The 14,343-nt window shown below is 59.4% G+C and carries 10 protein-coding genes; 7 read left to right on the forward strand and 3 right to left on the reverse strand.

The genetic code is table 11. The annotated features are described in order from the left end of the window. Window positions 1-2,288, forward strand: a 2,288-nt coding sequence (locus tag BQ5353_RS12145; RefSeq protein WP_071428356.1) for a cation-translocating P-type ATPase, incomplete at its 5' end; no start/stop codon positions are given. A 77-nt stretch (window positions 2,289-2,365) separates the two neighbouring features. On the opposite strand, the gene BQ5353_RS12150 is transcribed toward BQ5353_RS12145, so the two are convergent. The 3 genes from BQ5353_RS12150 to BQ5353_RS12160 are packed head-to-tail and all read right to left on the reverse strand — an operon-like array spanning window position 2,366 to window position 4,099. Continuing rightward, window positions 2,366-3,361, reverse strand: coding sequence for a hypothetical protein (locus BQ5353_RS12150; protein WP_071428357.1), 996 nt, complete (start codon window positions 3,359-3,361; stop codon window positions 2,366-2,368). Between the two features lie 13 nt (window positions 3,362-3,374). Next, complete coding sequence (locus BQ5353_RS12155) at window positions 3,375-3,662, reverse strand: zinc-ribbon domain-containing protein (RefSeq protein WP_071428358.1); 288 nt, start codon at window positions 3,660-3,662, stop codon at window positions 3,375-3,377. Window positions 3,663-3,721: 59 nt separating this feature from the next. After that, a complete protein-coding gene (locus tag BQ5353_RS12160) occupies window positions 3,722-4,099 on the reverse strand; it encodes an SdpI family protein (RefSeq protein ID WP_054332385.1) in 378 nt (125 codons plus the stop codon). A 488-nt stretch (window positions 4,100-4,587) separates the two neighbouring features. Here BQ5353_RS12160 and BQ5353_RS12165 point away from each other — a divergent pair, with 488 nt between their 5' ends. The 6 genes from BQ5353_RS12165 to BQ5353_RS12190 all read left to right on the forward strand — a co-directional run bounded on the left by BQ5353_RS12165 (window position 4,588) and on the right by BQ5353_RS12190 (window position 14,269). Further along, window positions 4,588-6,084, forward strand: coding sequence for a family 10 glycosylhydrolase (locus tag BQ5353_RS12165; protein WP_231358350.1), 1,497 nt, complete (start codon window positions 4,588-4,590; stop codon window positions 6,082-6,084). A gap of 55 nt (window positions 6,085-6,139) precedes the next feature. Further along, a complete protein-coding gene (locus BQ5353_RS12170) occupies window positions 6,140-9,949 on the forward strand; it encodes an N-acetylmuramoyl-L-alanine amidase (protein WP_143117244.1) in 3,810 nt (1,269 codons plus the stop codon). Between the two features lie 318 nt (window positions 9,950-10,267). Continuing rightward, on the forward strand, window positions 10,268-11,107 hold the full coding sequence (locus tag BQ5353_RS12175) for a sulfide/dihydroorotate dehydrogenase-like FAD/NAD-binding protein (RefSeq protein ID WP_054332388.1): 840 nt from the start codon (window positions 10,268-10,270) through the stop codon (window positions 11,105-11,107). After that, complete coding sequence (gltA, locus tag BQ5353_RS12180; protein ID WP_054332389.1) at window positions 11,100-12,494, forward strand: NADPH-dependent glutamate synthase; 1,395 nt, start codon at window positions 11,100-11,102, stop codon at window positions 12,492-12,494. Before BQ5353_RS12175 ends, gltA begins: the two co-directional genes overlap by 8 nt. 111 nt (window positions 12,495-12,605) lie before the next feature. After that, complete coding sequence (locus BQ5353_RS12185) at window positions 12,606-13,685, forward strand: M23 family metallopeptidase (RefSeq protein ID WP_071428360.1); 1,080 nt, start codon at window positions 12,606-12,608, stop codon at window positions 13,683-13,685. Further along, window positions 13,682-14,269, forward strand: coding sequence for a zinc metalloprotease (locus BQ5353_RS12190; RefSeq protein WP_071428361.1), 588 nt, complete (start codon window positions 13,682-13,684; stop codon window positions 14,267-14,269). Before BQ5353_RS12185 ends, BQ5353_RS12190 begins: the two co-directional genes overlap by 4 nt. Window positions 14,270-14,343: the final 74 nt, after the last annotated feature.

Raw genomic sequence — 14,343 nt, forward strand, 5'->3', positions numbered from 1 at the left:
CGGCGGATGCTCTCATCCTCTCCTCCACCAACCTGTACGCCGATGAATCGCTGCTCAGCGGGGAATCGGAACCGGTGGAAAAACACCCGGCCAAGACCTTGGAGACCGACTTCGGACCCGGCAAACTGGAGGCAGTCTACATGGGTACGGTGATCACCAAAGGCCGGGGTAAGGCCATTGCGGCGGCCACCGGCATGGAGAGTGAAATGGGCAAGATCGCCGGCATGCTGGACGACATCGAGGAGGACCCCACGCCCTTGCAGCTGAAATTGGACCAGCTGGGCAAAATTGTGGCCATCGGCTGCGTGGGCATCTGCGCGGCAGTGTCGGTGGCCGGCATCCTGCGGGGAGAAAACCTCTTTGATATGATTATCACCGGGATCTCCCTGGCGGTGGCCGCGGTGCCGGAGGGTCTGCCCGCCATCGTCACCATCTCGTTGGCCTTGGCAGTGCGGCGGATACTGAAGCGCAACGCCTTGGTGCGCAAGCTCCATGCGGTGGAGACGCTGGGCTGTGCCAATGTGATCTGCTCCGACAAGACCGGCACCCTCACCGAAAACAAAATGACCGTCCGGGAGGTGGTCACCCCCGACCGGCGGTTGACGGTAGCTGGTGAGAACTACGCCGACAGCGCTTTTTTTGAGGACGGCAAGAAGTTTGAGGCCATCTCTCACCAAGGGCTGATGAGCCTTTTGGAAATTGCCGCCTTCTGCAACAACGCCACCGCCTCCCGGGAGAAGGGGGGCTTCGGCCTGAAGGAGCGGTGGCAGACCACTGGGGAACCCACCGAGGCGGCCATCCAGGTATTGGCGGCCAAGGCAGGGGTTATTCCCCAGGAACTGCGCTGGTTCCGGGAGCGGGAAATCCCCTTTGATTCCGACCGCAAGATGATGACGGTGGTGGGCGGCATGGGCAGCCGGCACCGGGTATTTACCAAAGGTGCGCCGGACATCCTCTTAGGCCGCTGTACCCGCTACCAGGATGAGCGGGGGGTCCACCCCTTAAACGAGGGGATGCGCTCCCGCATCCTCAAAGAGAACAACCGGATGGCACAAAACGCACTGCGGGTGTTGGGATTTGCTTACCGGGATGCCTCTTCCATCCAGGGCAACTTGGAGGAGGACCTGATCTTCGTGGGCTTGGCCGGGATGATCGATCCGCCCCGCCCCGAGGCAAAAGCCGCGGTGGAGAAGTGCCGCCGGGCCAAAATCCGGCCGGTGATGATCACCGGGGACCACATCCTCACCGCCTGTGCCATCGCCAAGGATTTAGGCATCCTTCGGGAGGGGGATTTGACCCTCACCGGCAAAGAGCTGGATGAGATGAGCGACGAGGCCCTTGACCGAGTGGTGGCCAAGGTCTCGGTTTTCTCCCGGGTGAACCCTGGCCACAAACTGCGGATCGTCCGCGCCCTGAAAAAGCGGGGGGATATTGTGGCCATGACCGGCGATGGGGTCAACGACGCCCCCGCCATCAAGGAGGCCAACATCGGGGTGGCCATGGGAGGCGGCACCGATGTCACCAAGGAGGCGTCCTCCATCATCCTGTTGGACAACAACTTCGCCACCCTGGTGGCTGCCATTGAAGAGGGCCGGGTGATCTATCAAAACATCCGCAAGTTTATCCGGTACCTTTTGTCCTGCAACATCGGCGAGGTGGTCACCATGTTTGTGGGGATGCTCATGGGCATGCCGGTGGTTTTGACCCCCATCCAAATCCTGCTGGTCAACCTGGTCACCGACGGCCTGCCCGCCATGGCCTTGGGCATGGACCCGGCACAGGACGACGTGATGGAGCTCTCCCCCCGCAGCTCGGAGGAATCTATCTTCTCCGGCGGCCTATTGGGCACCATCGTCTTCCGGGGGATGCTCATCGGCCTGACCACCCTCTCTATGTTTGTGGCCTTTTACCGGCTGTACGGCGGGGTGGAAGCCGCCCGCACCGGCGCCCTGATGACCTTGATTGTCGCCCAGCTTTTCCATGTGTTTGAATGCAAGTCAGAGACCCACAGCCTGTTCGGCGTCCCCTTTTTCAACAACAAGAAGCTGATCGGCGCGGTGATGGTCTCCGGAGGGATCGCCTTCCTGGCGTCGGAAAACACCTGGATGCGGGCCATCTTCCAGACGATCCCTCTGACCCTGAACCAGTGGCTGCTGGTGCTGGGGGCCAGTTTGATCGCCCCGATTCTGTCGGCGCTGCTCCTCAAGCTGGGCCGGGAAAAGCCCCTGGAAAACCCCGTCCCCATAAAGACGGTGCGGATTCCCCGGTCGGATTCCTTCGGCGGTTAAAAACCGGTTCAAATCAATCAAAAACCCCGGGAAGGCGCTTCCCGGGGTTTGCTGTTTCTTATGATGTGGGAGAGGGATCACTTCCCGGCGGGATCGGTTCCAGATTCTTGCCGGGCGGGGTATTCCTCCAGGATGGTACGGGCTTGGGCGGTGAGCCCAGGCGAAAGGGAGAAAGGGTATACTTCTGGCTTAGATCTCAATGATTCCTCGATCGTTTTATTCCGCAAATCGGTTTCTGAAAGGGACATGGTAGCCTTGTGGTACCCCTCCAATTCAAAATTTAGGTGAACCGAGCGGGTAAAAGCCAAGGGGAGGGATCCCTCCTCGATTTTCAGATAGTCCCCCAGTTTGGCGGTCAGATGGAGGTTGCAGAAATCCATCTCTAAGACAGAGCCGGGATAGGTCCGGCCGTTTTCCACTGGGCTTTCCCGGTCCGCGGAGGCATAGGCCTGCCGCAAGAGCGATTCCAGTTCTGGGTGCGCCTGGGAAAGTTCTGAAAGGGGGAGCTCCAAGGAGTGGGCAAAGGCCCCATCCTTTTGGGCCTCTACCAGGATGGTGCCAACGGCAAAGGGGTCCTCCTCCTGGGGAAGAGGGGCATTCCCCACCACCGGGGCAAACCGGTAACAGGCATCCTCACCGGCGGGGAGACGGAAGAGGAACCGGGTTTCCCCCTCCACCGAGAGGGGCAGGCCGTCCATCCACCGGCCATCCGGCGATACCAGCACTGCCAGGCCGGCACCTTCTAGGCTCTCGGGCAAGCCGAAATAATAGACGGTTCCATTCACCGTGCAGGCGGGGGAGACGCCCCGGTTGCCGGGGTAATCCTGGACCCAGACGCCCAGGCGTTTGACATAGGCCAGCGGGGCGGGACCGTTTTCAGTGGGGAAGAAATACAGCTGGAAGGAATCGTCCGCGTACACCAACTCCGCCCCGGCGTCTTGTTTGACGGCCGCCCGCTGGGGGGCCAGGGAGACAGGGCGCAGCTCCCCGCCCTGGAAGAGGGCGTATTTCAGGCAGGCCATGGCGGTGATAACAGAAACAGCAAGGGCAGTGGAGCGGTATTTTTTCAGCATACGATTTCCTCCTTCACCGGCGGATGGGGGCCAAATCCATCCGGGAGATGGTGACCACCCCTTCCGCCTCCGCCTGGGCACCCTTCTCCGGGCCCAGTTCATAGATCGAAGCGCACTGGGGGCAAACTGCCGCATAGTGGATGTGAAACTTCTTCAGCGGCAGGAAGAACAGGTGGAAGCAATTGTATTGTTTGCTGACGTGGAAGGGGGATTGGCCGCCGCAACCCGGGCAGGAACAGCCCTTGGCGATGCCGCAGTAATCCACCTTGCCATCGATTCCGGCAAGACCCACAAAAAACATGGCAGTTTCCTCCTTGATTCAAAGAAGGCGCAGGGGAGATGCCCCGGCGCCGGATTATTTTATCTTCGCCGGCCGTCTTCGTCAAAAGTGCGCCGCAGGGCCCATTCGGTGGGGAAGATGGACGCCACCAACATGACGCACTGCATCAGCGAGAGGATGGCGCCGGTCCTGCCCACGGCGGGGACCCCTTTGTCCAGGGTGGAGAGCATCACCGCCAGGGAAAAGAAGGCCAAGGTGATCCCCCAACGCCGCCAGATCCGGCCGCAGTGCCGGTGGGCGAATTTCCAAGTGTCCTCGTTTTTCATTGACCGGGCGGTCCGGTAGCCAAACATGCTGTTGACCTGCCTGGGGCCGCCTTTGAGAAAATAGTTCCCAAGCCCCACCATGATGAGGGGGAGAAGGAGTTCCATCGAGGTCATAAATACCCAAAAGCCCATCGCATATCCTCCTTAGGCATCCCGGCAGGGGGAGCGGTTTTGCCAGCTTGCCGGGAGAACAGGGAACTTGCAGGCGCTGTGGCCGGCAACAGTAAGGCGGTACAAACGCCGCTAATTTTATAGTAGAGAAAATACAGAATTTGTCAAGGGGAAGGGGAAATCTCTTGCAACAAAATGCGGCAGAATTCCCCACTAAGCTATTGACCCGATTTCCAAATCAGTGTAAAATTGATCTAGTTTCCATTGTGCAGTTTGGATAAATTTTAATGGGAAACCCTCCCTTTTGCATCGCAAATTGAATGTCCCAGGTCTTTGGGAGCTTTTTTGCGGCATAAAATGGGAAAACCAAGGAGCCTATGCTGCCCCAGCCGCCCTGCGGATGAGGGCTTGGAAGATTGGATTTAAACCACCAGCGCCAACCGATGGTCCTGCCGCACCAGGCCCGCCCAGGCGCTGATTTTGGGTGCGGAGAAACGGCGGTTTTGTGGATGGGCAAACGAATGATAGCGGCGCTGTTGTCCTGCGCCATACTGGTATCGCTGGCCGGATGCGGCCAAAAACCCAAGGAGCCAGAGATGGTCACCTCCTCCGGGGTGCTGGAGCTGCGGGAGAATTCCCCCAGCGAAGAGCCCGAGGTCGATTATGAGCCGGAAAGCCCCAGCGCCAATGAGGATCTGCCCTTGTCGCCTTCCTCTTTGGCGGCGAGCTCCTCCCAGCCAGAGGTGTCCAGTTCCAGCCAGCCGGCAGAGAGTTCCTCCGGACCAGCCTCTTCCGCGCCTTCTGTGGTGGAAAGCTCTTCCAGCACGGTCAGTTCTCTGGCGGTCTCCTCCAGCGAGCCGGAGAAAGAACCTCCCCAAAATAATTACCAGAGCACGGCGGTCTCCGGGGAGGTGCGGGCCATCTGGATCTCTTACTTAGACTTCAACAGCCTGTTAAAGGGGAGGACCCAGGCCCAGTTCACCGCCAACATCCAGGGCGCCTTTGACAACATCAAAGAGATGGGCCTCAACACCGTTTTTGTCCAGGTGCGCCCTTATGGGGACGCCCTTTATGATTCGGATTATTTCCCCTGGTCTCACACCATCACCGGGACCGAGGGGGTCAACCCAGGCTACGACCCCCTGGCGATCATGGTTAAGGAGGCCCACGCCCGCGGCCTTTCCATCGAGGCGTGGATCAACCCCTACCGGGTGCGCCACAGCGGCACCACGGCGGCCCTTTCCAGCGACAACCAGGCCCAGAAATGGCTTAGTGCCGGCAGCGATTCAGTGGTGAAAACCGCGGTGGGCATCTATTACAACCCCGGCAGCGAGGAGGCCCGCCAGCTGATCGTGGACGGGGTGAAGGAGATCGTGGCCAACTACAATGTGGACGGCATCCACTTCGACGATTATTTCTACCCCACCACCGACGCCTCCTTTGACAGCGGCACCTACGCCGCTTACCAGAATTCCGGCGGCACCCTCTCCCTGGCCGACTGGCGGCGGGAGAACGTCAACATCCTGGTGCGGCAGACCTACGCGGCGATCAAGTCCATCAACCCTTCGGTCAAATTCGGCATCAGCCCCCAGGGCAATATGAGCAACAACTACAACGTCCAGTATTCCGATGTGGCCAAGTGGATTTCCACCAGCGGGTATGTGGACTACATCTGCCCCCAGGTGTACTTTGGGTTCCAGAACAGCACCAACCCTTACGACGCCACCGTACAGAAGTTTAACGGGATGATCACCGCCCCGGGGGTGGATCTGTACGTGGGCCTGGCCCCTTACAAGATCGGCACCGAGGACACTTGGGCCGGGGAAGGCAAAAACGAATGGATCAACGGGGAAAACATCTTGGCCCGGATGGTGGGCAGCGCCCGGAAGAACGGCCATTACAAAGGGTTTGCTTTGTACCGTTACGATTCGGTGTTTGCGCCGGCAGCAGGGGTGAAAGCCCAGGTGGAGGCCGAGCTCTCCAACCTAATGGATGTGTTAAACTAAGGACGCAGAAAGCAGAGGGAAAACCGTGGCAAATTTCTACAAGGACACAAAAAAAATGCTCAAACTGCTTTTGGGCGTCCTCTTGGCGCTGACGGCGGCCATCGGCTTGTTCGCCGCCGTCCGCACCGGGGCGCTGTCCCGGTGGGTGGAGGGTTTTTCCAAAAAGCAGGAGAGCTCTTCGTCGGTCACCGCACCATCCCAGGGGGGGAGTTCCTCCCAGCCGGAGGGGACGGTGATCACCCCGCCGGGGAATGGGGAAGAGACCCCCATCGACCGCACCGAGGGCGGCAGCCCGTCTGAGGAAACCCCCATCTACTTCAACCGCCCCTCCGAGATGCGGGCAGTGTACCTCACCGCCGGGGTGGATTTCCTGTCGGACGGAGACCTCTCCGCCGACAAGGTGCAGGGGGACATCGACAAAGCGCTGCAAAACGCCAAGGATCTGTCGATGAACTCGGTGATTGTCAACCTCACCACTGGGGGGAAGGCCATCTATTTTGGCACCACAGCCCCCGCGGTGGAAACGGATTTTGACGTCCTGGATTACCTGCTGAAAAAAGCCAAGGAGATGGGCTTTTACACCTATGTCCGGTATGATGTTTTGACCCTTCCGGGGGAGAGCGGTTTCGCCCCCGCCCAGGAGGTGGACAACCAGACGGTCAACCTGCTGGAGGATTCCATCAAGCGGCTGGTGACCGGCTACCAGATGGACGGCCTCTTGCTGGACGACTACTACAACCCCTATGGGGAAGACAGTTACACCCAGTACTTGAAACACGGCGGTGGCATAGGGTATGAGAATTACATGCGCGGCCTGTCGGAGATGGTGTTCTCTGCGGCATCCCGCACTGTGCGGGAGAATGCACCTCAGGTCCAGGTGGGCATGCTGGCCGAAGCGGTTTGGGAAAACCGGCCCGCCCAGCCCGATGGCTCCCAGACCAGCGCCAGCTTCACCGCCTTGGGCACCGGCAATGCGGACAACCTCTCCTACGCCCAAAAGGGCCTGGTTGATTTTGTAGCGGTCAAGGCGTTTGGCGCCACAACCGACCCTGCCGCCCCTTTTGGCACAGTGGTCTCCTGGTGGGCGGAGCAGCTGTCCGACTACGACCTGCCCTTCTACGTGGTTCACGCAGCAGACAAGGCTGTCACCGACAACCCCGGCTGGGGCCAGTACGACCAGATGGTCAAACAGCTGGTGGCCGCAGACAATGTGGTCGGCTTTGACGGGAGTATCTACAACTCTCTGGGCCGGATGCTGGAGGATCCGGAGGGGAGCTTCACCAAAGTCAAGGAGTATTACAGCAAGGAGATCAATCTGAAACATGTGCTGACCGAGCTGGCAGTAACCAAGCCTGCCCAGACCACCTACAGCACCTTTGAGAAGACGGTCACCTTTATGGGTGCCTCCGACCCCAACGTGGAGGTCACCATCAATGGGGAGCGGATCTCCACCGATCAAAACGGTTACTTCACTGTCCAGCGGGACTTAGCCCCAGGGGAAAACAAATTTGTCATCGTCCACAAGGGCCGGACCATCACTTATAACATCACCCGCAAGGTGGTCATCATCAAAGAGGTCAAGCCGGAAGGCACCTTGACGGTGGATGGCAACATGAAAATCACCATCTCGGCTATCGCCTATGAGGACGCCAATGTCTATGCGGTGGTGGGTGGTCAAACTATCGGGATGAGCAAAGTCCAAACTGAGGACGATTCCACCGAGAAGGACACCTCCTACGCCCGGTTTGAAGGCACCTATACCGCCCCGGCAGCCACCAATGCGGTGCAGACCATCGGCAACATCGTGGTTTACGGCGAGTGGCAGGGGGTGCCGACCCAGAGCAAGCAAGGCGCCATGGTCAAGGTCAACAAAAAGACGGTCATTGCCGACGGCAAGCCGGTGCGGGTCACCGCCACCCAGGCGGAGACCTTCCCCACCTCGGTCATCGACGACTACTCCGACCCCAGCTATTTCCCCTTGCCCCAGGGAACCATCGACTACACTGTGGGCGATGAGCTCATCTACAAGGACGGCGACCGCACCTTCTCCTACTACAAGCTGGCTTCCGGTGTGCGGGTGTACACCAAGGATATCACCGCCATCTCCGAGAGCGAAGGGGTGGGGAACAACAGCATCAACGGCATCACCGTCACCGCCGATGGAAATTACACCAAGGTGATTTTAGCCACCCAGCAGAAGGTCTCCTACCGGGCTACCTATACGGGAAGCAGCTTCAACATCGCCTTTAACTACACCACTTCGGTGCCGGGGTCGATGAATTTGAACAAAAACCCCTTGTTCAGCGCGGCCAACTGGTCGGGCGCCACCTTGCAGCTGCCCCTCAAGCAGAACGGGCGGTTCATCGGCTACAAGGCCTATTATGACGACGACGGCAACCTGGTCTTCCGATTTAACAACCCGCCCGGAGGACTCTCCGGGGCGCGGATTGTGGTGGACCCTGGGCATGACACCTCCGACCCCGGGACACTCGGGTTCCTGCCTGCCTACCCAGAGAGGGTGATCAATGCCGCCATCGGCGAGCTGGTGGCGGATGAGCTCCGGTCCCGCGGCGCGTCGGTTTACCTGATCCAGAGCGCCAGCCAGAAGGTCACCTTGGCCAACCGGGTGGAGCAGGGCCGCTCCTACAACGCCCATGTGCTGGTGAGCATCCACGGCAACTCCGCCCCCAGCGATGCCAAGGGGAGTGAGGCATACTACTTCAACCCCTATTCCAAAAATCTGGCCTCCCAGGCTGCCAACGCGGTGAGCAGCGCCTTGGGCACCACCAACCGGGGCGGCAAGTTTGGGTATTACTATGTCACCCGCGACCCCCAGTTTGCCTCTACTTTGATTGAGACCGGTTTCCTCTCCAACGAACGGGAGTACCGCAAGCTGATCGACGAGGAGTACCAAGCACAGATCGCCAGCGGCATCGCCGACGCAGTGGATTCCTATCTCCGGTCCATGGGCTCTGGCTCGGGGACCGGCACCCAGACAAACGGCGATGTCTCATCGGTGGGCAACTCGGGCAGCAGCTCCGACGGGGGCGGGGAGGTCACCGGGGTGAGCCTCAATAAAAACAGCCTCACCCTGCAAAAGGGCAAGACCGCCCAGCTTTCCGCAGAGGTGATGCCCTCCGATGCCGACAACACCGACGTCTTGTGGGAGTCGGACGACGAAGAGGTGGCCACCGTCAGCCAGTCCGGAAAGATCACCGCGGTGGGAGAGGGAAAAGCCCTCATCACCGTCATCACGGAAGATGGGGAATTCACCGACGAATGCCTGGTCACCGTCACTGCCTCCGGCAGTTCCGGCAGCGGGGGCGGGGTGGAGGAGGTCTCCCTCAACAAGGAGCGGCTGGACCTGGCCATCGGGGACAGCTACACCTTAAAGGCTACCATCGGCCCCTCCAGCGCCTCGGGAAAGGGGGTCACCTGGGATACCACCAACTCCTCGGTGGCAACCGTGTCCTCTTCCGGCGTTGTGAAGGCGAAAAAAGAAGGCACCTGTGAGATCGTCGCCACCGCCGCAGATGGGGATGTGGAAGCCTACTGCGTAGTCTATGTCACCGAAGACGGGGACAGCGGCGACGCCCCCGAGGAGATCGAGCTGGACACCTATGAGCTGGAGCTCCCGGTGGGGGAGAGCGACCGCATCACTGCTTCGATCCTGCCCAAAGGTGCTTCTGCCGGTAAGATTCGGTGGGAAGTGGAGACCCTGAAGGGTAAAAATGTAGCACGGACGGTGGACCGGGGTGATGCCATCGCTGTCACTGGGCGCAGCCCTGGGGAGATACTCCTCACTGCATATTGGGAAAATGACCCTGATATCTATGCCGAGTGCTACCTCATTGTGGTGGATTAGGGGAGGATAGGCCCTTCTCCCGCTGTGGGGAAGGATGATGCAGTCCCCCTGCTGACAGCCATTCCCCGGCGTAAACGCACAAAGCGATGTCGAATCTTAGAAAACAAAGGGACTTTTTTATGGAAAAGTCCCTTTGTTTTTTCACTTTCCCTTGATTTGTAGGGCTAAATATGATAATCTAATTCCTGTTAGGGGTTGACAGGGATTTGTCAAACAAGGGGTAGACAGATCACCGGGAGAGGCCCCTTCGTTTTGCCACCGCTTGAAATATTGCCGCGGCCGGTTCCCTTGGGCCCAGGCAAACAATAGGAGGTTTCTATGTATAAGATTGTCTCAAAAAGACAGCTGAATCCATCGGTTACCATGATGGAGATTGAAGCGCCTTTCATCGCCCGGAAAGTCAAAGCCGGCCAGTTTATCATCTTCCGCATCGACGAAAAGGGAGAGCGTGTTCCCCTGACCGTCGCCGATAAAAACCCTGAGACCGGGACGGTCACCATCATCTTCCAGGCCGCCGGCGCATCCACCATGCGCCTTGCCGAAATGGAAGCAGGAGATGAGATTCTGGACTTCGTCGGTCCTCTCGGTGAGCCCACCCATTTGGAAGGCTACAAGAGAGCCTGCGTCATCGGCGGCGGCGTCGGCTGCGCCATCGCCTATCCCTCCGCCAAAGCCCTCCATGAGATGGGCTGCAAAGTCGATGTCATCGCCGGTTTCCGCAACAAGGACATTGTAATCCTGGAGGATGAGTTCAAAGCTGTCTCCGACAACCTGTACATCACCACCGACGACGGCTCCTACGGCGAGAAGGGCTTTGTCACCAACAAGCTCCAGTCCCTGATCGACGCCGGCAACGAGTATGACCTGGTCATCGCCATCGGCCCTGTCGTCATGATGAAATTTGTCTGCGAGGTCACCAAGCCCTACGGCATCAAGACCATCGTCAGCTTGAACCCCATCATGATCGACGGCACCGGGATGTGCGGGGGCTGCCGTGTCACTGTAGGCGGCAAGATCAAGTTCGCCTGCGTGGATGGCCCTGACTTTGACGGCCATGAGGTTGACTTTGATGAGCTGATGCTCCGCAATACATTCTACAAAGAAGAAGAGAAAGACCACGTCTGCCGTCTCGGATTAGGAGGTCACCACAATGCCTAATATGATTTTGACAAAAACTCCCATGCCGGAGCAGGACCCCAACGTCCGCAACAAAAACTTCCTGGAAGTCACCCTGGGCTACACCGAGGAGATGGCTATTGAAGAGGCCAAACGCTGCCTCAACTGCAAACACAAACCCTGCGTTGCCGGCTGCCCGGTTAACGTGCGCATCCCTGAGTTCATCGCCAAGGTCGCTGAGGGGGATTTTGTCGGCGCCTATGAGATCATCAAGACCACCAACTGCCTGCCCGCTATCAGCGGCCGCGTCTGCCCTCAGGAATCCCAGTGTGAGAGCAAATGCGTCCGGGGCATCAAAGGCGAGCCTGTCGCCATCGGTCGTCTGGAGCGGTTTGTCGCCGACTGGAACATGACCCACTGCGAGCCCAAAGTGGCAAAAGTCGAGTCCAACGGCCACAAAGTCGCCATTATTGGCTCCGGCCCTGCCGGCCTTTCCTGTGCCGGCGACCTGGCCTCTTGGGGTTACGACGTCACCATCTTCGAAGCCTCCCATGTGGCTGGCGGCGTTCTGGTGTACGGTATCCCCCAATTCCGTCTGCCCAAAGAGATCGTCGCCAACGAGGTGGACATCCTGAAGCAGCAGGGCGTCAAAGTCATGACCAACATGGTCATCGGCAAAGTCCTCACCATCGATGAGATTATGGACGACATGGGCTTTGAAGCAGTGTTCATCGCCTCCGGCGCCGGTCTGCCCAATTTCATGGGCATCCCTGGCGAGAGCTACGTGGGTGTCTACTCCGCCAACGAGTACCTGACCCGCGTCAACCTGATGAAGGCTTACAAGGGCGACGAGGGCTATGAGACCCCCATCCGCCACAGCAAGGCAGTCGCCGTCGTGGGCGGCGGCAACGTGGCTATGGACGCCGCCCGCTGTGCCAAACGCCTGGGCGCCGAGACTTATATCATCTACCGCCGGTCCGAAGAGGAGATGCCCGCCCGTCTGGAGGAGATCCACCACGCCAAAGAAGAGGGGATCATCTTCAAGAACCTGAACAACCCCGTTCAGATCTTGGGTGACGACAAAGGCAACACCATCGGCATTGAATGTGTGGAGATGGAGCTGGGCGAGCCCGACGCTTCCGGCCGCCGCCGTCCCATCGCCAAAGAGGGTTCCAACTTCGTCCTGGATGTGGATACCGTTATCATGGCTATCGGCACCTCCCCCAACCCGCTGATCAAGAACACCACCAAGGGCCTTGACACCAACAAGTGGGGCTGCATTGTGGCCGACGATTCCATGAAGACCAGCCGCGAGGGCGTTTACGCCGGCGGTGACGCGGTGACTGGCGCCGCAACGGTTATCCTGGCCATGGGCGCAGGCAAAACTGCGGCCAAGTCCATTGATGAGTACATCAAGAGCAAACAATAATCCTGCGGTTTTAAAGAAGCCCGGCCAATTGGCCGGGCTTCTTTGCGCATTTTCCCTGATTTTTTGGCATAGGAATGGAGGTAGAATATCCGAATGTCAGGAGGCGGGAAAATGATGGATCGAAGAAGAAGCTATTACCCCCGAAACCGCAGGCAGAACCGCAAGCCCCCGGACCCGATCCCGGTGGTGCTGATGGTGCAGATGGGTTTTTGTATCGCCCTGTTGATGGGGGCATTTCTGGCTGCCCGCATCAACCCGGATTTTACCTTGGAAGCCCGGGAAACGGTCGCCCGGATGAGCGAGGAATCGGTGGATTTCCCGGCGTTGTGGCAGAAGGCCAGGCAGTACGGCCCGGAGAATTTCCAGTACGACTATGTCTCTAAGCTGTTCTCCGGCATTGTGCCGGTGGAATCGCCCCAAAGCACACAGTCCCAGCCGGAGCCTGCGCCCTCTATGGCATCCCAGCCAGAGGAGCCCGCAAGCGGGTCTGAAAGTCAGCCCATGGTGCTGCCCTACGCCGCCGACCCATCCTCCCTGGATATGGGGGATGAATCGGACACCGAGGACGAGGGGCTTCCCACCTCTGCTGGGCGGCCTGGGGAAGGGGAAGTGCTGACCCCGGAGCCGGACGCCTCCAGCCTGCCTGGATTTGGGCTGCCAGAAGGGGAGAATTCCTCCTCCAGTGAGCCGGTGCTGGATGGCAAGGGGGGGTGGAACCCGGTGAGCTGGAAGGACAAAAACGAGCGGATGGAACCCCCAGAGGGGATGACCTTGGCGCCGGTGATGGTCTCGGCCAAGCTGGCGACACCGGTCTCCGGAACGGTGACCTCCCTCTTTGGGTACCGTCTGCACCCCTTGACCGACAACCTGGATTTCCACACCGGTATGGACATCGCCGCACCTACGGGAACCCCCATCAAAGCGGTGCTGCCCGGCCGGGTGGTGGAGACCGGGGAGTCAGCTATTTTGGGAAATTACCTGGTGATCGACCACGGGGGCGGCCTCAAGACCACCTATGGCCACTGTTCCGCCCTCATCGCCCAAGAGGGGATGAACCTGCGCCAGGGGGAGCGGGTCGCCCTGGTGGGCAGCACCGGGATCTCCACTGGGCCCCATCTCCACTTTGAAGTCGAGGCCGGGGGCCTGACGGCCGATCCCGCCTGGCTGTTCCAGGAGGATCTTGTCCAATGACCATCCGCCTATTCGACACCCCAGTGCGCTGCGGCTTCTCCTTTTTTCTGCTGCTGGCCCTTTTCCTGACCGCTGACCGGTCGGGATTTTCCGCTATGATGCTGCTGTGCATCCTCATCCATGAGGTGGGCCACCTGGTGGGGTTCGCCCTCGCCGGCGGGGAGATCCGGTCGGTTTCCCTCACCGGGCTGGGCATCCACATCCAGCGGGGGGAGAGACCCGTTTCCCGCTCTGGGGAAGCCTGCATCCACCTAATGGGTCCGGTGTTCAGCTTCGCCACCGCCCTGCCGGTGCTTCTCCTGTGGGGGGAACAGCCGGTGGGGGCGATGTTTACAGCTATCAGCGGGGTATTGGGGATTTTCCACCTGCTGCCCATCGGCAATTTAGATGGGGGCAACCTGATGCGCCTCGCCTTGGAGAACTGCATCCCGCCGGAGAGTATCGACTTCGCCTTCTCTTTTCTCTCCTTTGCGGCATTGGTCCCGCTGTTTGCCTTGTCGGTTTACCTATTTCTATCCGACAGCCGCAACATCACCCTGCTGCTCACCTGCCTCTATTTGGCCACCGCCATTGTAAAGGAGTGAGCCTTACAAAAGAAGAGAGCCCATGCGCCAGTCGATTGGATAGGCGCATGGGCTTTTTGAATGCCGCCGGGTGG

The sequence above is a fragment of the Merdimmobilis hominis genome, assembly GCF_900104615.1.
In the GTDB taxonomy this organism is placed as follows: Bacteria; Bacillota; Clostridia; order Oscillospirales; family Ruminococcaceae; genus Merdimmobilis; species Merdimmobilis hominis.

Coding starts and splice junctions, on each gene's coding strand:
- BQ5353_RS12150 (WP_071428357.1), bottom strand. CDS start 3,361: ATGCTGAAAAAATACCGCTCCACTGCCCTTGCTGTTTCTGTTATCACC.
- BQ5353_RS12155 (WP_071428358.1), bottom strand. CDS start 3,662: ATGTTTTTTGTGGGTCTTGCCGGAATCGATGGCAAGGTGGATTACTGC.
- BQ5353_RS12160 (WP_054332385.1), bottom strand. CDS start 4,099: ATGGGCTTTTGGGTATTTATGACCTCGATGGAACTCCTTCTCCCCCTC.
- BQ5353_RS12165 (WP_231358350.1), top strand. CDS start 4,588: ATGGGCAAACGAATGATAGCGGCGCTGTTGTCCTGCGCCATACTGGTA.
- BQ5353_RS12170 (WP_143117244.1), top strand. CDS start 6,140: ATGCTCAAACTGCTTTTGGGCGTCCTCTTGGCGCTGACGGCGGCCATC.
- BQ5353_RS12175 (WP_054332388.1), top strand. CDS start 10,268: ATGTATAAGATTGTCTCAAAAAGACAGCTGAATCCATCGGTTACCATG.
- gltA (WP_054332389.1), top strand. CDS start 11,100: ATGCCTAATATGATTTTGACAAAAACTCCCATGCCGGAGCAGGACCCC.
- BQ5353_RS12185 (WP_071428360.1), top strand. CDS start 12,606: ATGATGGATCGAAGAAGAAGCTATTACCCCCGAAACCGCAGGCAGAAC.
- BQ5353_RS12190 (WP_071428361.1), top strand. CDS start 13,682: ATGACCATCCGCCTATTCGACACCCCAGTGCGCTGCGGCTTCTCCTTT.